General features: G+C 69.4%; 24 protein-coding genes. 9 read left to right on the top strand and 15 right to left on the bottom strand.

The genetic code is table 11. The features are described 5' to 3' along the window. Window positions 1-37: 37 nt before the first annotated feature. The 3 genes from tsaE to alr are packed head-to-tail and all read right to left on the bottom strand — an operon-like array spanning window position 38 to window position 2683. Window positions 38-493 (bottom strand): tRNA (adenosine(37)-N6)-threonylcarbamoyltransferase complex ATPase subunit type 1 TsaE, encoded by a 456-nt coding sequence (tsaE, locus tag QC180_RS23585; protein WP_278264982.1) that lies wholly within the window; start codon window positions 491-493, stop codon window positions 38-40. Further along, window positions 486-1544 carry an alpha/beta fold hydrolase gene (locus tag QC180_RS23580; RefSeq protein WP_278265183.1) on the bottom strand — a complete coding sequence of 353 codons (1059 nt, stop codon included), beginning with the start codon at window positions 1542-1544 and terminating at the stop codon, window positions 486-488. The genes tsaE and QC180_RS23580 overlap by 8 nt, the downstream gene beginning before the upstream one ends. A gap of 11 nt (window positions 1545-1555) precedes the next feature. Next, window positions 1556-2683, bottom strand: coding sequence for an alanine racemase (gene alr, locus QC180_RS23575; protein WP_278264981.1), 1128 nt, complete (start codon window positions 2681-2683; stop codon window positions 1556-1558). A 99-nt stretch (window positions 2684-2782) separates the two neighbouring features. Here alr and QC180_RS23570 point away from each other — a divergent pair, with 99 nt between their 5' ends. From QC180_RS23570 to QC180_RS23560, 3 genes are read left to right on the top strand one after another with little or no spacing between them, the layout of a single operon-like run. Then, window positions 2783-3094: a hypothetical protein gene (locus QC180_RS23570; RefSeq protein ID WP_278264980.1), complete on the top strand. Its 312-nt coding sequence runs from the start codon at window positions 2783-2785 to the stop codon at window positions 3092-3094. After that, entirely contained in the window at window positions 3091-4287 is a 1197-nt protein-coding gene (locus QC180_RS23565) for a WXG100 family type VII secretion target (RefSeq protein WP_278264979.1), read from the top strand. The genes QC180_RS23570 and QC180_RS23565 overlap by 4 nt, the downstream gene beginning before the upstream one ends. Beyond that, entirely contained in the window at window positions 4284-4838 is a 555-nt protein-coding gene (locus tag QC180_RS23560; RefSeq protein WP_278264978.1) for a hypothetical protein, read from the top strand. The genes QC180_RS23565 and QC180_RS23560 overlap by 4 nt, the downstream gene beginning before the upstream one ends. A 36-nt stretch (window positions 4839-4874) precedes the next feature. Here QC180_RS23560 and QC180_RS23555 read toward each other — a convergent pair whose 3' ends face one another. Continuing rightward, entirely contained in the window at window positions 4875-6398 is a 1524-nt protein-coding gene (locus QC180_RS23555; protein ID WP_278264977.1) for an NAD(P)H-hydrate dehydratase, read from the bottom strand. A gap of 69 nt (window positions 6399-6467) precedes the next feature. On the opposite strand from QC180_RS23555, the gene QC180_RS23550 reads away from it, so the two are divergent. Continuing rightward, window positions 6468-6893 carry a cupredoxin domain-containing protein gene (locus QC180_RS23550; RefSeq protein WP_278264976.1) on the top strand — a complete coding sequence of 142 codons (426 nt, stop codon included), beginning with the start codon at window positions 6468-6470 and terminating at the stop codon, window positions 6891-6893. Between the two features lie 47 nt (window positions 6894-6940). On the opposite strand, the gene glmS is transcribed toward QC180_RS23550, so the two are convergent. Continuing rightward, the gene (gene glmS / locus QC180_RS23545; RefSeq protein ID WP_278264975.1) at window positions 6941-8821 is read right to left on the bottom strand and encodes a glutamine--fructose-6-phosphate transaminase (isomerizing); all 1881 of its coding nucleotides are present in this window, start codon (window positions 8819-8821) and stop codon (window positions 6941-6943) included. 36 nt (window positions 8822-8857) lie between these two features. Between glmS and QC180_RS23540 the strand changes: the two genes are divergently transcribed. Beyond that, window positions 8858-9712, top strand: coding sequence for a poly(ethylene terephthalate) hydrolase family protein (locus QC180_RS23540; RefSeq protein WP_278264974.1), 855 nt, complete (start codon window positions 8858-8860; stop codon window positions 9710-9712). A 3-nt stretch (window positions 9713-9715) separates the two neighbouring features. After that, window positions 9716-10810 carry a hypothetical protein gene (locus QC180_RS23535; protein WP_278264973.1) on the top strand — a complete coding sequence of 365 codons (1095 nt, stop codon included), beginning with the start codon at window positions 9716-9718 and terminating at the stop codon, window positions 10808-10810. A gap of 4 nt (window positions 10811-10814) precedes the next feature. On the opposite strand, the gene QC180_RS23530 is transcribed toward QC180_RS23535, so the two are convergent. The 4 genes from QC180_RS23530 to QC180_RS23515 all read right to left on the bottom strand — a co-directional run bounded on the left by QC180_RS23530 (window position 10815) and on the right by QC180_RS23515 (window position 13612). After that, window positions 10815-11180, bottom strand: coding sequence for a hypothetical protein (locus QC180_RS23530; RefSeq protein ID WP_278264972.1), 366 nt, complete (start codon window positions 11178-11180; stop codon window positions 10815-10817). 31 nt (window positions 11181-11211) lie between these two features. Continuing rightward, entirely contained in the window at window positions 11212-12618 is a 1407-nt protein-coding gene (locus QC180_RS23525) for a hypothetical protein (RefSeq protein ID WP_278264971.1), read from the bottom strand. 208 nt (window positions 12619-12826) lie between these two features. Continuing rightward, entirely contained in the window at window positions 12827-13207 is a 381-nt protein-coding gene (locus tag QC180_RS23520) for a hypothetical protein (RefSeq protein WP_278264970.1), read from the bottom strand. Between the two features lie 96 nt (window positions 13208-13303). Beyond that, window positions 13304-13612 carry a DUF6802 family protein gene (locus QC180_RS23515; RefSeq protein WP_278264969.1) on the bottom strand — a complete coding sequence of 103 codons (309 nt, stop codon included), beginning with the start codon at window positions 13610-13612 and terminating at the stop codon, window positions 13304-13306. Between the two features lie 157 nt (window positions 13613-13769). Here QC180_RS23515 and QC180_RS23510 point away from each other — a divergent pair, with 157 nt between their 5' ends. After that, window positions 13770-14105 carry an RNA-guided endonuclease InsQ/TnpB family protein gene (locus QC180_RS23510; protein ID WP_347567346.1) on the top strand — a complete coding sequence of 112 codons (336 nt, stop codon included), beginning with the start codon at window positions 13770-13772 and terminating at the stop codon, window positions 14103-14105. A gap of 85 nt (window positions 14106-14190) precedes the next feature. On the opposite strand, the gene QC180_RS23505 is transcribed toward QC180_RS23510, so the two are convergent. Beyond that, window positions 14191-14382: a PspC domain-containing protein gene (locus QC180_RS23505; RefSeq protein ID WP_278264968.1), complete on the bottom strand. Its 192-nt coding sequence runs from the start codon at window positions 14380-14382 to the stop codon at window positions 14191-14193. Window positions 14383-14527: 145 nt separating this feature from the next. Between QC180_RS23505 and QC180_RS23500 the strand changes: the two genes are divergently transcribed. Together QC180_RS23500 and QC180_RS23495 are read left to right on the top strand one after the other, a co-directional pair. Beyond that, on the top strand, window positions 14528-16168 hold the full coding sequence (locus QC180_RS23500) for an ABC-F family ATP-binding cassette domain-containing protein (RefSeq protein WP_278264967.1): 1641 nt from the start codon (window positions 14528-14530) through the stop codon (window positions 16166-16168). A gap of 4 nt (window positions 16169-16172) precedes the next feature. Beyond that, window positions 16173-16598, top strand: a complete 426-nt coding sequence (locus QC180_RS23495) for a hypothetical protein (protein ID WP_278264966.1) — start codon at window positions 16173-16175, stop codon at window positions 16596-16598. On the opposite strand, the gene QC180_RS23490 is transcribed toward QC180_RS23495, so the two are convergent. From QC180_RS23490 to QC180_RS23470, 5 genes are all read right to left on the bottom strand, one after another. Beyond that, on the bottom strand, window positions 16599-16949 hold the full coding sequence (locus tag QC180_RS23490; RefSeq protein WP_278264965.1) for a hypothetical protein: 351 nt from the start codon (window positions 16947-16949) through the stop codon (window positions 16599-16601). Window positions 16950-17156: 207 nt separating this feature from the next. Beyond that, on the bottom strand, window positions 17157-18494 hold the full coding sequence (gene glmM, locus QC180_RS23485) for a phosphoglucosamine mutase (RefSeq protein ID WP_278264964.1): 1338 nt from the start codon (window positions 18492-18494) through the stop codon (window positions 17157-17159). Between the two features lie 167 nt (window positions 18495-18661). After that, the gene (gene rpsI / locus QC180_RS23480; RefSeq protein WP_278264963.1) at window positions 18662-19180 is read right to left on the bottom strand and encodes a 30S ribosomal protein S9; all 519 of its coding nucleotides are present in this window, start codon (window positions 19178-19180) and stop codon (window positions 18662-18664) included. Continuing rightward, a complete protein-coding gene (gene rplM, locus QC180_RS23475; protein ID WP_022567307.1) occupies window positions 19177-19620 on the bottom strand; it encodes a 50S ribosomal protein L13 in 444 nt (147 codons plus the stop codon). The genes rpsI and rplM overlap by 4 nt, the downstream gene beginning before the upstream one ends. Window positions 19621-19796: 176 nt before the next feature. Continuing rightward, window positions 19797-21113 (bottom strand): hypothetical protein, encoded by a 1317-nt coding sequence (locus tag QC180_RS23470; protein ID WP_278264962.1) that lies wholly within the window; start codon window positions 21111-21113, stop codon window positions 19797-19799. Between the last annotated feature and the right edge of the window lie 44 nt (window positions 21114-21157).

Raw genomic sequence — 21157 nt, 5'->3', positions numbered from 1 at the left:
CGCGCTCGGCGCGCACCTGGCCACGCCGGTGCGCGAGTTATCCGATCCACTCCCAGATGGCCGTGCGCACATCGGATTCCGGTTCCCGGGCGAGTTGCACCCGCAGATGCCGTTCGGACAGGTGCTCGACCACGCCCTTGCCCCATTCCACGACGACGACCGCGTGGTGCAGATCGGTGTCGAGATCGAGCGCGTCGAGTTCGTCGAGGTCACCGGCGAGGCGGTAGGCGTCCACGTGCACCAGCGGCACGCCGGGCGAACCGTCGGGGCGCTGTCCGGCCTTGTGCGCGCGAGCGATGATGAACGTCGGCGAGCTGACCCGGCCCGCCACGCCTAGCCCGGCGGCGATACCCCTGGTCAGGGCGGTTTTCCCGGCGCCGAGCGGGCCGTCGAGGACGACGAGGTCGCCCGCGCGCAGGTTCTCGGCGAGTTCGCGACCGAAGGCCTCGGTGTCCTCGACGGTGGTCAGGGTGCGCTGCTGGGGGTCAGCCACCGACGGCCTCCTCGTTGTGTCCGCCGCTCACGCCCGCGGCGGTGAGCAGCCGGTCGAGTGCGGCGAGGGTCACCTCGGGGAACTGCAGGTGGGGCATGTGCGCCGCCTCACGCACCCGCACCAGCTCGCTGTCGGCGATCGCCGCGGCGAGCACCCGCGAGTTGCGGAACGGGATCACCAGGTCGTGCGCGCCACCCAGCACCAGCACGGGCTTGCCCGCCAGCACCGGCAGCGCGGCCGATTCGTCGTGCAATTCAATCGCTTTCAGGAATTTCTCGATGGTGGCGACCGGCGTGCGGTCGATCATCATGGTGGTGAACCGCGACAGGGTCGGGCTCACCGGCCCGTGGAACGAGCTCACATGCAGGATCGGCGTGATCAGCTGCTTGCTCGCGGTCCGACTCACCTGCACCAGCGCGGGCGCCGTGCGCACCGCCATCCGGAAGCCACCGACCGCGGGATGACGCAGTAACTGCGGGATCCCGGTGGAGGTCACCTCGGCGGCGGCCGTGCACCACAGGCCCACCCCGATCACCCGGGCGGCGAACAGCTCCGGGAACTGCGCGGCCGCGGCCAGCACCGACATCCCGCCCAGCGAATGCCCGATCAGCACCACCGGCCCGTTGGGCGCGCACTCGCGCACCACCGCGGCCAGGTCGCGGCCGAGTTGTTCCACGGTGCAGCTGTCGGTGGTCGGGGTGCCGGAGCGGCCGTGTCCGCGCAGATCGAAGAACACCATCCGGACCCGGCTGCCCCACTGCCGCGCCAGATCCCGGCGCTGGAAGTGGAAGGACTCCATGCTGTTGCAGAAGCCGTGCACGAACACGATCGTCACCGCGGCCGAGTCGTCGCCATAGGTGCGGGTGGCCAGCGAGACCCCGTCGTCGGCCAGGACCGAGCCGGGCTCGTCGGAATCGATGAGGGCGAAGTTCTCGTCGCGGTACTCGTCGCGTTCGGCGGGCCAGCGCACCCGCGCCCCGATCCGGCGCAGGGTGTGCGCGACGGCGAGCGCGCCGAGTAGTCCGGCCGTGGCCAGACCGCCGCGCAGCATCACCCGCCTGCTCACGAGCCCGCCCCCACATAGCGGCGCACGGCCCGCCCGCGCGGGGCGCACACCACCTCGTAGTCGATGGTGTCGAGGGCTCTGGCCCAGTCGAGCGCGTGCGGATGCCCCGCGCCGCCGCCGAAGAGCACCGCCGTGTCGCCCGCCCGTACCTCGCCCGGGTTCTCCCCCAGGTCGACCATGAACTGGTCCATGCACACCCGCCCGACATTACGGTGCAGCGCCCCGCCGAGCCACACCTCGAAACGCCCGCTCAGCGAACGGAACACCCCGTCGGCGTAGCCCGCGGGCACCAGCGCGACGGTGGTGTCACGCGGGGCGATCCAGCGGTGGCCGTAGGACACGCCCTCCCCCGCGGCCACCCGCTTGACCAGCGTCACCTGGGCTTGCAGCGTCATCGCCGGTTTCAGCCCAAAGTCACCCAGCTCGGGAATCGGGGACAGACCGTAGACCGAGATACCCGGACGCACGAGGTCGAAGTGCAGATCGGGCCGGGTCAGCGTGGCCGCCGAGTTGGCCAGATGCACCTGTTCAGGCTCGAGTCCCTGTTCCTTGGCCTGCGCGATCGCGGTGACGAAGCGTTCGCGCTGCTCGTCGATCACCGGATGACCGGGTTCGTCGGCATGGGCGAGATGGGAGAAGATCCCCCGCAGCCGCAGCGTGCCCTGCTCCACCATCGTCCGCAACGCGGCGAGGACCTGCGGATACTCCGCCACCGACACCCCGTTGCGATTGAGCCCGGTATCGACCTTGAGACTGACGACCCCCGCGCGTCCCACCGCCTGTGCCGCTCGCTCCACCGCGCGCAACTGCGTCAGCGAGGACACCCCGATCTCGACCTCGGCCGCGATCGCCGCGCCGTAGTCGGCGTCGATGGTGTTGAGCCAGCACAGAATCGGCGCCGTGATGCCCGCCTCCCGCAGCACCAGCGCCTCGGCGACCGTGGTCACCCCCAACTCCGCGGCGCCCGCCCCCAGCGCGGCCCGAGCCACCGCCACCGCGCCATGGTTGTAGCCATCGGCCTTGACCACCACCATCACGGCGGCCCCCCGCGCGTACTCGCGCAGCACCCGCACGTTGTGGGCAATGGCATCCAGGTCGATAACCGTCTCCACTTGCGCATTCACAACCCCTCATCCTGCCAGGACGACCCCCGTTCCCATTGCGCGGGCCGGTCGCCGCCGTTAGCGTTGCCGCCGAAGGGACCTATGGGGAAATGGGGAATCATGGCTGGCACTTCGGATTTGGATCTCGATCCGACACGGACCAAGGAGCTCGCGACCACGCTCGGCACAGCCGAGTCGGAGATGGCCGCGGTGTTCGGCGCGGACACCGGTAGCGCGTCGGTGACCCTGGACGGGACGAAAGTCCCGGACGCGGTGACGGCGGCGATCGCCAAGGTCGCCAAGGCGTCGAAGACGCTGGTCACCGACTACGAGGCGCTGTCGAAGGCGACCTCGACCGCGGTGACGGAATTCCAGGCCAAGGACACGCAGAACGCGGGTGCGCTCGACAACCAGCAGGCGGCCCTGGCATGAGCACGCTCGGAACCGACGAGTCCGAGGCGGTCGCGAAGGCGACACTCGGCAGCCTCACCAAGACACAGGTGCTCGCCTGGCAGCCGACGACCTTGAACGCCCTGGGCGACGCGTGGTCGGCGCAGGCACAGAAACTGACGACCTTCGACGACACCGAATACCGCGCGGTCGACTCCAGCCGGGACTTCTGGACCGGCAGCGCCGCGGAGGCGATGCGGACCAAGCACGAGCAGATCCGCACCACCACCAAGACGTTCATCGCCGCGTTGCAGGACGGCGCGTCGGCCGCGCAGTCGGGGGCGAGCACCCTGGACGCGGCGAAGACGGCGGTGGCGAACGCGGTGCGGCAGGCCGAGGCCAACGGCTACGAGGTCGACGACGACGGCACCGTCAAGATCTCGACCAGCACCCACCAGACGCTGCTGTCGCAGCTGCCGGACGCGGCGTCGTACACGACGGCGGCCGGTGCGCTGCAGGTCGACGCCGACGCCTCGACCACGGCGACCAAGCAGGCCCTCGAGAACGCGCGCACGGCGGCGGCGTCGGTCGAGGCGGCGATCGAGATGGCGTTCTCCGGTCTGCCCGAGGGCGATCCCGGCATTCTCACCGAGACCGCGCCGAGCCCGTCCTCGACGTTGCAGGACAAGTACGGGGCCGACGCCGCCGCGCTGATCGAGAAATCGCCGACACTGAAATCCCAGCTCGAGTCGCTCACCGCGAACGGTGTGAACGTCACCTTCGGTGAACCCGGAGCCGGCAGTTACACCCAGTACAACGGTGACAACAAGTCGATCGTGCTGGACGGCAACCTGAAGGACAACCCCCAGGCGCTCGTGCAGACCCTCGCGCACGAGGCCGGGCACGCCACCTACAACGGGAGCCTCAGCGGTGCGACCGTCGAGGATTGCGTGAACGCGCGACTCACCAACGAAGGCGCGGCGACGCTGAACAACATGGTCGTCCAGCGTGAGATCACCGCCAACGGTGGCGCCGATATCGGCGTCGCAGGCTACACCGATACCACCGGTCCGCAGTGGGAGCAGACCTACACCGAGTACATGAAGACCACCGGCTCGCCGGAGGGCTACCAGAAGGCGATCTATCAGATCGGCCAGACCTATGGTGACAATCTGCGCCCGTCGACCGCGCCGAACATGACCTACCGCGAGTACTACACCCAGCAGTGCCGATGAGGCGGGCGACGCACTGGGTGCTCGCGGCCCTGTCACTGATCCTGCTGACCACCGCCTGCGCATCCGGCGACGACGAACGCGCGGACAACTCCCGGGAGGGGACGACCATGACCGATCGACCGACCGATCTCTGGCAGCTGATCAGTGCCGTCACGGCACAGGCGCCATTGACCAACGACAAACTCAACACGCTGCTCGGCACCCGTTTCGAGGGCACCGGACGGCACGACTCGGGCCCGACGACCGTCACCGACGGCCTCGAGCTGCCCAATGTCACCAATTTCAGCCGGGACAACGGCGACTGGGTGTTCTCCAGTCTCGACATCGGCACCGAGCCGTGCGTGGGGCTCGACGAGGTAAAGGCGCACTACGGCGACGTCGAGATGACGGCGGCGCCCACCGGCCACTCCCTCGAGGAGCGGTACCTGTGGACCTCCCAGCAGCCGTGGGGCGCACTGAATTTCGCCATCAGGGAGCGGGATCGCTGCCTGGTCGGGGTGAGCCTGTACACGGCCGGGGAGTACAAGAACAAGCCGTTCCCGAAGGGCTGACGGCTCGCTGGCGCCCGTCCTCGGGCGGGCGCCACGCTACCGCTGATCCCCCATCTCCCGCACCACACGAATCGCGGGCCGGATATGACCGAGCAGCGGTGAAGCCGAGACGGGGGCCGCGGCGGGCTGATCGTCGTAGGCGGCCAGGTTCGCCGCGAGCGCGTGCACCCGAGCGGCCGCCGCGGCCGCCCACGCCGGTGACCGGCCCGCCGCCAGCAGCGCCCCCGAGATTCCCGAGAGCACATCGCCCGCGCCCGCTGTCGCCGCCCACGACCCGCCCGCTTCGTTGACGGCGGTCGGGGCGCCCGGCGACGCGATGATCGTCGCCCGGCCCTTGAGCAGCACCGTCAGCTGCCAGTCCTCGGCCAGCCGCCGCACCGCCGCCACCCGGTCGGCGCCGGGAGCCGCGCCGGTCAGTCGCGCGAACTCCCCGGCGTGCGGGGTGAGCACCGTCGGCGCCGTCCGGTTCCGCACGAGCCGCGGTTCCTCCGCGAGGAGGGTCAACCCGTCCGCGTCGACGAGCACCGGCAGGTCGCTCGCCAATACCTCGGCCAGTCGATCCCGGGCCGCGCCATCGGTACCCGCACCGGGGCCGAACACCCACGCCTGCACCCGCCCGGCTTCAGCCACGGTCTTACTGGCGATCACTTCCGGGAACCGGGCCAATACTTCGTCGTCGTCACCGACATACCGCACCAACCCCGACGTGGCCGCCACCGCGGCGCCCGCGCACAAGACACCCGCCCCCGGATACTTCGCGCTCCCCGCGCACACCCCCACCACACCCTGGCTGTACTTGTCGTCCGCCGCCCCCGGCACCGGCCAGCTCGCACCGATCGCCGCCGGTTCCCACTGCACCAGGTCGGGTTCCGGGAGTCGTAAACCGATGGGCACCAAGATGATTCGTCCACACTGCGGCGCCGCGAGCACATGCACCGGCTTGTAGGCGCCGAAGGTCACCGTCACGTCCGCGCGCACGGCGGGCCCGTCGACGGCACCGGTATCCGGATCGACGCCACTGGGCAGATCCACCGCGACGATCGGAACACGCAGCGCGCCCACGATTTCCGCCGCGCGCGGCCGCAGCGACCCACGCCCGGAGATCCCGACGATCCCGTCGAGTACTAGATCGGTCTCACCGAGTCGCCCCACGACATCGATGCTCGTGGCCTGCCCGTCGACAGCGCCCGACCGCGCCGCACGCCCGCCGACCGTCGCACCCTGCCCGTCGACCACGCGCCCACCGGCGGCCCGCAGCGCCGCCAGCCCTTCCCGGTGCGCCCGTTCGGGATTCAGCAACACCGCCACCACGGCCACCCCACGCCGACGCAGGAACGCCCCCGCCCACAGCGCGTCGCCACCGTTGTCCCCCGAGCCGACCAGCAGCCCTACCTTCCGCCCCGCGATCCCACCGGTCCGCGCACGCAATTCCTCGGCAACCACCGTGGCCAGCCCGTAGGCCGCCCGCCGCATGGGCATTCCCGCAGGCACCCGCGCGAACAGCTCCGCCTCCGCCGCCCGGACCTGGTCGGCGGTGAAATAGCCACGCCGATCCGTCATCGTCGCCTCCCGGTCGCCCGCACGGGCCAGGCCGGGCCCGCGATCGTTCGCAGACTACGCTCCGAAACCATGTCGATGGTTCGTCACCGCGCCGCGTCCGTCCGGATCCTCACCGGAGTCCTCGCGGCCACCACCCTGTTCACCGCCGGTTGCTCCGGCTCCGACGACGACTCGGCCAAGCCGACGCGCACCCCCCGCCCGGTGAACACCACCACCACGACCACCCACAGCGGCCCCACCGCCCTCACCGTCGACGTCTCCGGCATGAAGTACTCCCCCGCCGAGGCCACCATCAAGGTCGGCGAAACCGTCACCTGGAAGTTCTCCGACAAGGCCCCCCACAACGTCCAGGGCATCGGCGACAAGGCGATGGGCATCAACAGCCCCATCATCGACAAGGGCGAATGGTCCTACACCTTCACCCAACCCGGCACCTACCGCTACCTCTGCACCCTCCACCCAGACATGCGCGGCACCATCACGGTGTCTGATTGAGCGCTGGCGCGCTCGAGTGCGGGGCCGGTGATGGTGGTCCGGCTTGCCTACTCGACGGTGACCGACTTGGCCAGGTTGCGGGGCTTGTCGACGTCGTAGCCGCGGGCCTGGGCGATTTCGGCGGCGAAGACCTGTAGCGGCACCGTGGAGAGCAGGGGCTGGAACAGGGTCGGGGCGGCGGGGATCTCGATGAGGTCGTCGGCGAACGGGCGCACGGTGTCGTCGCCCTCCTCCGCGATGACGATGGTGCGGGCACCGCGCGCCTGGATCTCGCGGATATTGCTCAGCAGCTTCGAGTGCAGCACCGCGCGGCCCTTGGGTGAGGGCATCACGATGATCACCGGCAGGCCGTCTTCGATCAGCGCGATCGGGCCGTGCTTGAGCTCACCGGCCGCGAAACCCTCCGCGTGCATGTAGGCGAGTTCCTTGAGCTTGAGCGCGCCCTCCAGCGCCACCGGGTAGCCCACGTGGCGGCCCAGGAACAGCACCGTCGGCACGTGCGCGAGGTCGCGGGCGATGGCGCGCACCTGCGGGGCGGTCTCGAGCACCCGGGCGATCAGCTTGGGCATGGCCTCGAGCTCGGCGAACTCGCGGGCGACCTCGTCGGGGTACTTGGTGCCGCGCGCCTGCGCCAGCGCCAGACCGACCAGGTAGTTGGCCGCGACCTGCGCCAGGAACGCCTTGGTCGATGCGACCCCGATCTCGGGCCCGGTGCGGGTGTAGATCACCGCGTCGGACTCGCGCGGGATCTGCGCGCCGTTGGTGTTGCAGATGGCCAGCACGCGCGCCTTCTGCTCCTTGGCGTGGCGCACCGCCTCGAGCGTGTCGGCGGTCTCGCCGGACTGCGAGATGGCCACGACCAGCGTCGACCGGTCCAGTACCGGGTCGCGGTAGCGGAACTCGCTGGCCAGCTCGACCTCCACCGGCACCCGGGTCCAGTGCTCGATCGCGTACTTGGCCAGCAGGCCAGCGTGGTAGGAACTACCGCACGCGACGACGAACACCTTGTCGAACTCGCGCAGTTCCTGATCGGCGAGGCGCTGCTCGTCCAGGACGACCCGCCCGCCGTGCTCGTCGATGACGAAGTGCCCGATCAGCGTGTCGGCGACCGCGGTCGGCTGCTCCTCGATCTCCTTGAGCATGAAGTAGTCGTGGCCGCCCTTCTCGGCGGCGGCCAGATCCCAGTCGATGGTGAACGGCCTGCTGACCACACCCTCGGTGTTGCCCGCGAAGTCGGTGACCGCGTAGCTGTCCTTGGTGATCACCACTGCCTGGTCCTGCCCGAGCTCGACCGCCTCGCGGGTGTGCTCGATGAACGCGGTGACATCGGAGGCGATGAACATCTCGCCCTCACCGACACCGACGACCAGCGGCGTCGACCGGCGCGCCGCCACGATCGTGTCGGGGTGATCGGCGTGGGTGAACACCAGCGTGAACGCGCCTTCCAGCCGCTGCAGCACGGCCAGCGCGCTCGCGGTGAAGTCACCGGCGGTGGGGCCCTCGGCGTAGGCGCGGGCCACCAGGTGCACCGCGACCTCGGTGTCGGTGTCGCTGAGCAGCTCGACCCCGGCGTTCTCCAGCTCCCGCCGCAGCGGCGCGAAGTTCTCGATGATGCCGTTGTGCACCACGGCCAGCTTGCCGCTGACATCCCGATGCGGGTGGGCGTTGCGGTCGGTCGGCGCGCCGTGCGTGGCCCAGCGGGTGTGTCCCATGCCACTGGTCCCGCCGAACCGCTCGGCGCCCGCCTCGTCGAGCTCGGCCTCCAGATTGGCCAGCCGCCCGGCCTTGCGCTCGACGGCGATCGCGCCCTGACCGTCGAGGATCGCCACCCCCGCCGAGTCGTACCCGCGATACTCCATGCGTCGCAACGCGTCGACGACAACGCCGAGCGCATCCCGGTACCCCACGTAGCCCACGATTCCGCACATGGTTCTCCACCCTACTGATCGGATACCCTTCTCGCCGTGTCGGTGTCTGTGAAGTCGCTCCTGAGCACCCTGTCCGCGCGTGGCCCCCACCGGGTGTTGCGGGGAAATCTGGGGATCGCGGGCCAGCCGGGTGTGGTGTACACGCCCGAGTCCGGGCTGAACCTGCCCGCTGTCGCGTTCGCGCACGGCTGGCTGACCAGCGCCGAGAACTACAAGGGCCTGCTCGAGCACGTCGCGTCCTGGGGTTTCGTGGTCGCCGCGCCCGACACCGAGCGCGGCCCGATCCCGTCACATCTGGATCTGGGCACCGACCTGCTCACCACGCTCGACATCGTCAGCAAGGTGCGTCTCGGTGACGGCACCATCAGCGTGCGCCCCGACCGCCTGGCGCTGGCCGGGCACGGCATGGGTGCCGGTGCGGCCGTCATCGCCGCCGCCCAGCGCCGCATCGCCGCCGTCGCGGCCCTGTTCCCCGCGCCGACCTCCCCCGCCGCCCAGAACATCGCCCCCGACCTCGACACGCCCGGCCTCATCCTGACCGGCGACGACCTCGACTCGGTCAGCTCCGACGCCCGCGCCCTCGCCGCCGCCTGGGCGGGCCCGTCACTGCTGCGCCGCATCGACGGCGCCTCGCACAACGGCATCGTCGAGGGCCGCCGCCTCTTCGCCGCCCTCGGCGCGGGCCGCCACGAGCACAAAACCGACAAGACCACCCGAGCCCTGCTCACCGGCTACCTCCTCAACACCCTCCTCGGCGACAAGACCTACGCCCCCTTCGCCGACCCCACCGCCGAGATCCCGCACACCACCGTCATCGACCCCACCGCCGAGGTCGAGGTGGAAGCCCCCAAACTCTCCATCGGAACGGTCGCCAAACTCATCCGCGGCTGACCCGTGGACGCGTGGTACGGCACAGTCCAGCGGATTCTCTACACCATCCAGTTCGACGCCGAATTGAACCAGGCGGTGGTCGATCGGGTGGCCGACCGTCTGGTCACCCACCCCTTCGACTACGTGACCGCCGAGGACGAATACACGGCACTCACCGACGGCCTCCGCCACCAGGCACCGATGCCGAGCCTGATCTCGATCCTGCGCCAGAGCCCCGCCGAGGTCCGCGACTTCCTGACGCGAGTCGTCGCCGAAATGGACGCGATGCGCCCGTGGCCGGTCCTGCCGTTCACCCCGCTCCGACCGGACCGCCTGCCCGAATTCCGGGACAGCCGTCCACTCGCCCGAATCGGCCTCCCCGTCAACGACATCGAGGGCCGGTTCGCCCGGGTCTTCCATCGCGACAACGACGAAGGCGAATTCCTCCTCCTGCGCTTACGCTCCGGCGCGACCATCGGATTCTTCGCCTCGATCTGGAACGACAGCTACGACGTCCTGCTCACCTGCGCGTCCCCCGAGCACGACCCGCGAGCCGTCCTCCACGAACTCACCGACACCGGCTGCCTACACCCCGACCACCTCTTCGACCTCGACGAAGACGCCCTGCACCCCGACGCCACCCGCTACGCGACCACCCCCCTGCGCCCCGAATTCCACGGCGAACACCTCCCGGGCAACGCCATCTGGCCCGGCAGCCAGGTCGAATACCTCGACCACGACACCCGCCAGACCTTCCGCCTGCACGGCTACAACGGCCTCCTCCACGACCACAGAGGCGCCCCCTTCGACACCACCGAAGCCCACACCCTCTGGACCCCCACCGGCGGCCGCGCGATCTTCGTCATGGACCACAACGGCACCCTCTACTCCGCCCCCTCCCACACCCTCGGCCGCTTCCACCCCTCCAGCCTCCTGGCCGGAGCCCCCGTAGCCGCCGCGGGCGAGATCGCGGCATCAGCGGGCCGCGTTCTCCTGATCAGCGACCACGGCCGCCACTACCGCCCCCGCCGGACGTACACCCGTCAGGTCCTGGACAGCCTGCGTCGACAAAGCCTGCCGACGGCCGACATCCAGCTCGAATTCCACTGGCCCGAATGAAAACTCAGACCAGCCAGCTCTTGCGCCGGTAGTACTCCGATTCCGGATCGTCGTCGTCATCGTCGTAGGGCGAGACCGTGTTCTGGGAGCGGCGCGCGGCCGCCGCCCGGGCGATGGCGTCGCGCTGCTCCTGCGCCTCGGCCTCCAGACGGGCCTTCTCGGCCTGCTCCTGTTCGGCCTCCAGACGCAGGCGCTCGGCCTCCGCCTCGGCCTCTTGGCGCAGCTCTTCCAGCCGGGGCAGCGTCTCCTCGTCGTGTAAGCGGTCGCGTTCGGCGGTGACGTAGTTGATCTCGTCGAGCTCGTGACGCAGCAGCGAGGCCCGCCGATCGTGCTCGTCGAAGATCTGCTCGAGGTCGCGCAGGACACTCATCGGCACAACTCCTCAACTGCTGCGCGGGCGATCACAGCGGGCCCGCCTCGGCCAGTTCCGCACCCGTGTCGACCGGCTCCTCGGGTGTGTCGGTCTGCAGGTTCCGCGGACGGTGCTCACTGTCTTCACCCTGCTTGGTCCCCCCTGGCACGCTCGGCATCGCCGTGGACGAGGAGTTGGCGGGGGTCCCCGTGCCCGCTCCGCTGTTGGGCGTGCCCGCCTCGCTGGTGCCGTCGGAGGATTCCGCGTCGGTCGTGGTGTCCGGGGTGTCCGTGGTGGTGACCGGCTCGCCGTCGGACGTGGTGATCACCGGCTGGCCGTCGGCGCCGATGGTCATGCCGTATTCCTTCGTCTGACCGTCGGCGTCGGTGACGACCATCTTCAGATTGCCGTCCTCGCCCATCTCGACCTTCACATTGTTGCCCGCGAGGTCGAACTCCGCCGAGGCGTTCTGCAGAGCCTGCACCGCGTCGAGCTGACCATCCCCGTCGGCGTCGACCAGCGACTCCAGCTGGTCGACGGCGTTCTCGATGCCGTCGGTGATGGTGGAGGTGATGGTGTCCATGTTCTCGCTGATGGTCTCGGCGATCGTGGACACCACCTCCTCGGCCGTGTCGGCGAGGGTGCTGACGATGCTGGTGAGCGTGTCGTCGTCATCGTCGTCATCGTCAGTCGTGGTTTTGGACGGATCCGTCGTGGTGGGCTGAGTGGTCGTCGGGTTGGTCGTGGTCGGATTCGTCGAGGTATCTCCGTTACCGCCCGGATCGGTGGTGGTGCCGCCGGGATCCTTGGTGGTTCCCGGATCGGCCGTCACCGTGCCCGCCGGACGCGGGTAGGGATTGCTGTCGAGCGCCTCGACGGCCGTCTTCAGCGCCGCGTAGGTCTGTTGGGCAGTGGTATGAGTGTTCGTGCACATCGACTGGAAATTGGCGAGCTTGCCTTCGAAATCCGGCTTGAAGGTCTCATCGAGCCATTTCTGAGCCTGCTCCTTCTGGTACACCGCGTACCCGCCGTAGACAACAGCGCCCGCGCCAAAGGTCGCCACGCCCCAGAACCCGGCTTTTCCAGCTTTTTCCCAGGTTGTCAGATCGCACGCTTCGATCAGCTCATCGATCTCGCCGACGGTCTTGCCGCCGACTTTGACCTCCGTACCGCTGACCAACGCCTTCACATGATCAGCCTTCTTCGACACCGCGTCACGCAAATGCACTGTGGCGGTAGCGAATGCCGTGACGGCCGTGTGTAGTTTGGTCCGGTCCTCGGCGGCCAGCGTGAGCTGCTGCCCGAGCATCGTGGACGCTGCCTCCGCACCCGCGCCGCTACTCCATACCTGCGACATCTTCTGCGAAAGTCCCTGCTGAACAGCGATTTCAGCATCGGTCGTCTGCAGCGCGGCGTACAGCGCCTCAGTGGTGTTGGCCAGCTTGTCCAGATTCATCTCGCGTTGCTGGTCGTACTTGGCGCAGATCGAGTCCTCGGTCTCACTGCACTTGCCGCCGACCTCCAGATACCGCGGGAGCAACTGGATGAAGTACTGCAGCCCGGGCGCGCCACCGTCGAGGAGAGCGTCGGCGTTCGTTCCGTGCAAGGTCGGCTGTGCTGCCCCGGCCATCAGAGGGCGCCTGTTCCGTTGTGCATCAGCTCGCTCACTTCAGCGCCGTACCTGCGGCTTTGGTCTTCTTGGCGTTCTCGTCGTCGGTATTGGAGTAGGCCAGGTCGGCCGCACCGACACCGTCGCCGATAGCAATGGTCGCCGAACTCCAATTGTTCAGCCACGCGGTCACCACTTCCAGGCCCCGCCCGACAGCTGTACCCTCAGCTCGGTACTCGCGACCGGCATCATTCGCGCCGAACGAATTGTCGGTGATCCGTTTCACCGAATTGGCCACCGTGTTGCCTGAAATCTTCAGGTCGTTGCCCAACTGGCCGAGCGCACCGGTCTGCACGCCGAGCGTGTTCGAATACCCCATCGCCTGTCCCCTCCATTCGCCGATCCCGTCGCGGTCCTCCACCGCCGAGAAGACCACCTGTCTTCTTGGACGCGCGACAGCCCGGATCGGTTCCCTTCATCGCGCGACGAATACCGCTGTGCTCGGATTCGATCACAGCGGCCGCCGTCCGCGCTACTCGCCGAGGTTGCCCTGGTCGGTTCGGCGCCACTCCGAGGTGCCGTCGGGGTGGCGGTGGTACTCCCAGGCCGCGTAGTCGCCGTCGCCCTCGACGACGGTGACGTGGTCGGCGAAGCCGTCGTGGTCATAGTCGGACCAGACGCTCGTCGAGTCGGGGGTGGTCTCGGTGTAGGAGTCGACGATGCCGTCGCTGTCGAGGTCCTGGGTCGGGCTGTGTAGTTCGACGGGGCCCAGGTCTTGCAGGGGTGTGTGGGCATCGATATCTGGCAGGCCGAGGCCCGGGATGTCGCCCGAGGTGACCATGACTCCTCCTCCAACGGAAAACTCGCGGATGACAGCGGCGGGTTGGCCTCCATCCTGTCATCCGCGAGCAACCTGCGGGGCGGTCGGGGCTGCCAAGAGGTGCGTCAGCGCTCCGTCGTTCACTGCGGAGGTGAAGGTGCACACGGGCCCGTAAGCGGTGTTCGTGGAGGACCTGTGCGTCTCGGGTTTGGCGCGGACCAGGTTGGCGAAGTCGGTACATAACGCGGGCTGGGCACAGTTCGTGGGGATGCTCGAATACAAGGCCGTACGGTATGGCCGGGTGTTCGGCAAGGTGGGCCGCTGGTTCCCGTCGAGTCAACTCTGCTCGACGTGCGGGGTGCAAGACGGCCCGAAACCGCTGTCGACCCGAGAGTGGCAGTGTACGGCGTGCGGAGCGGTCCACCACCGCGACCTGAACGCCGCTGAGAATATCCACGCGGCGGGGCACGCCGAGTGGCTAAACGCCTGCGGAGGGACTGTAAGACTCTCCTAGGAGAGCGCGCCCTGGTGAAACAGGAACCCGCCGAGAGCGCCAGCGGCGCTGGTAGGAATCCCCGGCTTTCGGACCGGGGAGGTTGTCAATTCTTGGGCATGATCACCCACAGCAGCAGGTACAGCAGGAACTGCGGGCCGGGGAGCAGGCAGGACAGGACGAAGAGCAGGCGGACGACGTTGGCGTTCCAGCCGAAGTACTCCGCGATCCCACCGCAGACGCCTGCGATCCAGGAGTCGCTGGTCGAACGGGTGAAGCGGCGGGCGGGGGCGGTCATGGTGGGCGCCTTCCTGTGGGGCGGTTGATGACTCCACTGTGCCGTGCGGCCGGTGGTAACCGCATCGGTAGCAGGACCGATACGCACCCTGATTTCCGCACGCCCCGGCCTCAGGGTCGGACCCCGAGAAGGGCAGAATCAGGGGGTGAGTGCCACCTTGCAAGCGACCGGTCTGTCCGCGGGCCATGCCGAGCGAACCCTGTTCGCCGACCTCGACTTCACCCTCGCGCCCGGTGATGTGATCGGGCTGGTCGGAGTGAACGGCGCGGGCAAGTCGACCTTGCTGCGGATGCTGGCGCAGAGCGCGCCCGGCGAGGGCTCGATCACGGTGAGCCCGCCGGACGCGACGGTCGGGTATCTGGCGCAGGAGCCCGAGCGCATCGAGGGTGAGACGGTGCTGGAGTTCCTGGCCCGGCGCACGGGGGTGGCGCACGCGCAGCGGGTGATGGACGACGCGGCCGAGCGGCTCGGCGAGGGCGGGGACGACGACTACTCCCCCGCGCTCGAGCACTGGCTGGCTCTGGGCGGCGCCGATCTGGACCAGCGGGCCGAGGAGGTGGCCGCCGATCTCGGGCTCACCGACGGGCTGGCGAGCGGGCTGGCCACGCCGATGACGGGACTGTCCGGTGGGCAGGCCGCGCGGGCGGGGCTGGCCTCGGTGTTGTTGTCGCGCTTCGACATCCTGCTGCTCGACGAGCCGACCAACGACCTCGATCTGGACGGTCTGGATCGACTGGAGCGCTTCGTCACGGGGGTCAGGGTGCCGCTGATGGTGATCAGCCACGATCGGGAGTTCTTGGCGCGCACCGTGAACCAGGTGCTGGAGCTGGATCTGGCCCAGCAGCAGGTGGGGCTCTACGACGGCGGCTACGAGGCGTATCTGGCCGAGCGCGAGATCGCGCGCAGGCACGCCCGCGAGGCCTACGACGAATTCGCCGACACCAAGGCGGGTTTGGAGGCGCGCGCGCAGATGCAGCGCAACTGGCTCGAGCACGGGGTGCGCAATGCGCGCCGCAAGGGCAAGAACGACTCGGACAAGATGGGCCGTAAGACCCGCGCCGAGTCCACCGAGAAGCAGGCCGCCAAGGCCCGTCAGACCCAGCGCCGGATCGAGCGCCTCGATGTGGTCGAGGAGCCGCGCAAGGAGTGGGAGCTGCGGATGGAGATCGCCACCGCGCCCCGCAGCGGCGCCGTGGTGGCCACGGCCGCGAACGCGGTGGTGCGCCGCGGCGAGTTCACCCTCGGACCGATCACCACCCAGATCGACTGGGCCGACCGGATCGTGCTCACCGGCGTCAACGGCTCGGGCAAGTCGACGCTGCTCGGTTTGCTGCTCGGCAAAATCGCGCCTGATTCCGGAAGTGCCGCACTGGGTTCCGGGGTGCGGATCGGCGAGGTCGACCAGGCCCGTGGGCTGTTCCGCGGCCAGGAGTCGCTGGCCGACACCTTCGGCGCGGCCATGCCCGACTGGCCCGACGCCGACGTGCGCACCCTGCTCGCGAAGTTCGGGCTGCGTGGTCCGCACGTCACCCGCGCCTGCGACACCCTGTCCCCCGGCGAACGCACCCGCGCCGCGCTGGCCCTGCTGCAAGCGCGCGGGGTGAACCTGCTCGTCCTGGACGAGCCGACCAACCATCTGGACCTGCCCGCCATCGAGCAGCTCGAACAGGCCGTCGAATCCTTCACCGGCACCCTGATTCTGGTGACGCACGACCGCCGCATGCTGGATTCTGTTCGCGCGACCCGCCGCTGGCACATGGCGGCGGGCACGCTCACCGAAGGATAGAACGATGGACCTGGGGCTCGATACCCGTCTCACCCTGCTCGTCACGGGCCTGATCTTCCTGAGCGCGTTGCTGCTCGGGGTGTGGAAGTACCACGGCATCCGCACCTCGCCCACCGGCGCCGCGCACGTGTATGTCGACATCGCGCACCGCGCGGCTCTGATGTATGCCTTCGCGGGCGTGCTGCTGGCGGTGTTCACCGAGCTCAGCGCCTGGCCGACGGCGGTGAACCTGATCGCGGATCTGGTGGTGCTGGGGTTCTTCGTCGGCGCGATCGCCAGTTACGCGCTGCACGGCCTGCGCCGCGACACCACCAACCAGTTCGCGGGATCGGTGCCGGTGCTGCTGCGGCTGTCGATGTACGGGCTGATCGTGGGCGAGATCGGCGGATTCCTGGTGCTGTTCACCGGGTTCCTGGTCGGGCAGTTCTGATCAGAACCGCTGCACCACCGCCGTTTCCGGCGCGCCGAACAGATCGATGTCGGAGCCGAGCTTGGCGCCGATCAGCCCGGCCAGACCGGTGATCAGCAGCACCGCGGTGACCGTGATCAGCGAGCGCGAGCGCGGCACCCGGGGCACGGCGGCGGGGGCGCGACGCGGTGGCGCCGGAACGGGGTCGTAGGCGGGCTGGCCGTAGCCCTCGTCACGGATCGGCACGGTGTGCGAATAGCCCTGGGGTACGTCCCGGCAGCCGGGGCGCCCGCACGCACCGCCGCAGCGGTGCGGCTGGTCGGCCTCGCCGTACTCGTAGTATTGATCACGGTAATCCCGAGCAGGCAGCATGACGGCCCCCCTTCGAATCGTGCCGCGCGCCAAACCATCCGGTGCGCCGAGCAGCACACGCGCCACGGGCACACAGGTCCATTGGCGTATGCCGATAGTAGATGGGCCGGGCGCGACACGCCACCGGCCGCTCCCGGGCAACCGGCGCGAACCCCGCACACGCCATCCGACTGCGCTTCGCGAGTGCCGCGCAGGCCGTCCGGCGCGTCAGACCGCGGCGACCCGCTTGGCCAGATCGTCGGCGAGCTGATGCGCCTGCTCGGGATCGGTGGCCTCCACCATCACCCGCACCAGCTGCTCGGTTCCGCTGGGCCGCAACAGGACTCGACCCGTCTCACCGAGCATCCGTTCGGCCTCGGCGACCGCCTCGCGCACCTCGGGCGCGGCGGCCACGGCGGCCTTGTCGCTGACCGGCACGTTCACCAGCACCTGCGGCACGGTGGTCATGACCGAGGCCAGTTCGGCCAGGGTCCGGCGGGTCTGGGCCATCCGCGCCATCAGTCGCAGGCCGGTGAGCACGCCGTCACCGGTGGTGCCGTAGCGCGGGAACACCACGTGTCCGGACTGTTCGCCACCGAGGCTGTAGCCGCCGCGGCGGAGTTCCTCGAGCACGTAGCGGTCACCGACCGCGGCGGTGACCACGCGGATCCCGGCGGCACGCATGGCGATGTGCAGGCCGAGGTTGCTCATCACGGTGGCGACGAGGGTGTCGCCCACCAGCTCGCCGGATTCGCGCATGGCCAGGGCCAGCACGGCCATGATGGCGTCACCGTCGACGATCTCGCCCGCGGCGTCGACCGCCAGGCAGCGGTCGGCGTCACCGTCGAGGGCGATACCCAGGTCGGCGCCGTGCTCGCGGACCGCGCGCTGCACCGCGTCCAGATGGGTGGAACCGCAGCCGTCGTTGATGTTGAGACCGGTGGGTTCGGCGTTGATCGCGATGACATTCGCGCCCGCCTCCCGGTAGACCTGCGGGGCCACCTCGGCGGCCGCGCCGTGCGCGCAGTCGACCACGACGGTGAGCCCGGACAGATCCTGGCCGGTGGATTCGAGCAGATGCTCGACATAGCGTTCGTGGGTGCCCTCGACGGTGTAGTCACCGCGCACCCGGCCGATGCCCGCACCGGTGGGGCGCACGGTGACACCCTCGGTGATCAGGGCTTCGATGCGCTGTTCCACCGCGTCGTCGAGCTTGTGCCCGCCCGCGGCGAAGATCTTGATCCCGTTGTCGGGCATGGGGTTGTGCGAGGCGGAGATCATCACGCCGAAGCACGCGTCGTAGAGGCCGGTCAGGTAGGCCACGGCCGGGGTGGGCAGCACGCCCACCGAGAGCACGTCGACACCGGCCGAGGTCAGGCCCGCGGTCACCGCCGCTTCGAGCATCTCGCCGCTGGCCCGCGGATCGCGGCCGAGGACGGCCACCGCGCGCTTCTTGCCCCGCGAGAGCACCTGCGCCGCCGCACCGGCGACACGCATCGCCAGTTCCGGGCTCAACGAATCGTTGGCGAGTCCACGAACACCGTCGGTGCCGAACAGCCGTCCCATAAAACCCTCTACTGGTAGTAGGTCCCCGAATACAGCACGAGAGCAGGCGACCAGCCGTGCTGGAAGCCTGCTCTCGCACACGTGCTCCGCCGACCTGTGGTCTCGTCCCCGCTCGCGCGGGGAGCATACCTAGCGTAAGCGAACGACCGTGGTCGGCAGTGCGTAAATCAGCGCTTCGAGTACTGAGGCGCCTTACGGGCCTTCTTGAGGCCGTACTTCTTGCGCTCGGTGGCACGCGGGTCACGAGTCAGGAAGCCAGCGCGCTTGAGCGCGGGGCGATCCTCGGGGGTGACCTCGATCAGCGCGCGGGCGATGGCCAGACGCAGGGCGCCAGCCTGACCCGACGGGCCGCCACCGACCAGGCGAGCGTAGATGTCGAAGGACTCGACACGCTCGACGGTGACCAGCGGGGACTTCACGAGCTGCTGGTGCACCTTGTTCGGGAAGTAGTCCTCGATGGAGCGGCCGTTGAGCTCGAAGTTGCCCGAACCGGGCACCAGGCGCACGCGGACGACGGCTTCCTTACGGCGGCCGACGGTCTGCACCGGGCGATCGATCACGATCGGCGCGAACTCGGTCTCTTCGACGTACTCGGCTTCGTAGCCTTCGCCGTCTTCCACGACCTCGACGACGGCCTCATCGGTCACGTCGAACTCTTCGTTGGCGAACTCTTCAGGAGCGGTCACTGGGCCACCTGCTTGATCTCGAACGGCACCGGCTGCTGCGCGGCGTGGGGGTGATTCGGGCCCGCGTAGACCTTCAGCTTGCCCGCGATCGCGTTGCCCAGCTTGTTCTTCGGGATCATGCCCTTGACGGCCTTCTCCACGAGACGATCGGGACGGGTCGCCAACACCTCGCCGACAGTGCGCGACTTGAGGCCGCCCGGGTGTCCGCTGTGGTGGTGGATGAGCTTGTCCTGCTTCTTGTTGCCGGAGATGGCAACCTTGTCCGCGTTGATGATGATGACGAAGTCGCCACCATCGACGTGCGGGGCGTAGGTCGGCTTGCCCTTGCCGCGCAGCAGGCCAGCGGCCTGCACGGCAAGACGGCCGAGGACTACGTCAGTGGCGTCGATGACGTACCACTTACGGGTCACGTCACCCGCCTTGGGGCTGTACGTAGGCACAGTCGTTCCCTGTCTGTCGTCGGTGTTGCCAGCCACGGGTGTGGTTCGAGCTGCTCCGGCGGCTGGTGGAGACCCGGAGCTTCGAGGAGCCGCCGGACCGCGAACGGTTCGACGTTCCACACGCCAGCGAGCCACGATACCAGCCACGCATCACCGACCCACAATCGGGCGAGCGGCTAGATGACCACCGGCGGTCCGGGGTCGGTCGCGGCCGCGGTGCCCGGGATCAGGTAGCGCAGGGTGTCGATGCCGGGGGTGACGCAGGCGCGGTCGTCGATCAGGGTGGCGCCTGCGGTGGCGATGCCCTCCGGCGGGACGGTGTTGGCGTACGGGGTGAACGCGCAGGCGCTCGCGTCGGCGGCGGTCACCACCTCGGCCTGCCAGCCGGTGGCGGCCAGCGCGAGCGCGCCCGCCACGGCCGGGGCGCCGAAGAAGCCCTTCTTCACCTTGCCGATGAGCTTGCCGCGGCGGTCGTCCTCGTCGTCGAGGGCGTGCCGGGGCGCGCTGTGCGGCGGCTGCGCGGGCGGACCGGCGACGAAACCCGCCGGGCCCGGCGGTTGCGCGGCGGGCGGGGCCGAGGGCTGCGCGCCCCAGCCCACCTGGGCGGCGTAGGCCGCGCCGGGGTGCTGGGGTTCCTCGTACTCGTCCTCGTCGAACGGCTCGTTGACCAGCAGGTGCGCGGCGCCGAGCACCAGCGCGTGCATCGGGTGGTCGGCCACGTGCAGGCGCTGGCCGAGGTGGTTCTGGAAGGCCAACCGCAGCGCGTCGTTGAAGCAGACATTGCCCGCCAGCAGCACCGTCGAGGTGTCGGCGCCGATGGAGCGGGCCGCGGCCATGGCCTCGATCACCACATTGTCGGCCGAGCGGGCATCGCGCAGCGCCTCGGCGCTCACGGTGACCTCCACCGACTCGGTGGGCTGCTCGTCGTCGCCGTGCACCGCCACGACCAGCAGCGTGCGGCCGTCGGAGTACACGCCGGTGGCGCCGACGCCGGTCCGATGCCGCTCGCTCGGCGGCTGCACCAGCCCCAGCGCCCGCACGTAACCCGACAGCGCGACGCTCTCCGGCAGTGGCTCGACAGTGACGTCGAGCTGCTCGACCAGCGCCGCGTACACCTCCACCTTCTCCTCCGGCCAGCTGTCCGGATACGGCAGCGCGACCAGCTGCGGCTTGCCGCGCAGGTACTTGCCGATCGCGGCCAGCGGGTTGTAGAGCCTGGCCCGGAACACCAGTTCGGCGGGCCAGGTCGCCCCGGCGATCACGATCTGCGGGTGCCCGAGGATGTCGCGCACGTCGGCGATCGCCATCCCCAGGTCGGGTCGCTGCCGGTCGACACCGGCGGTGTGCAGCCTGCCCGCCGCGTCGGCGAGCAGATAGGCAGGCGGGGTATAGGTGCCCTCGACCTGAACCGGGCGGATCGGCGTGTCTCCGCCACCGGCGGCGACGGACACCACATCCCACCCCAGGTGCAGGGCGCCAACTCGAACGGTCACAGGCTCAAGTGTGCCCGGTCGGCGCACGACACGCGCAGCGTGCC

Origin of the sequence: Nocardia anocheti (genome assembly GCF_029675105.1) — a bacterium.
Taxonomy (GTDB): Bacteria; Actinomycetota; Actinomycetes; order Mycobacteriales; family Mycobacteriaceae; genus Nocardia.
This window is presented reverse-complemented; position numbering and strand designations above follow the sequence as displayed.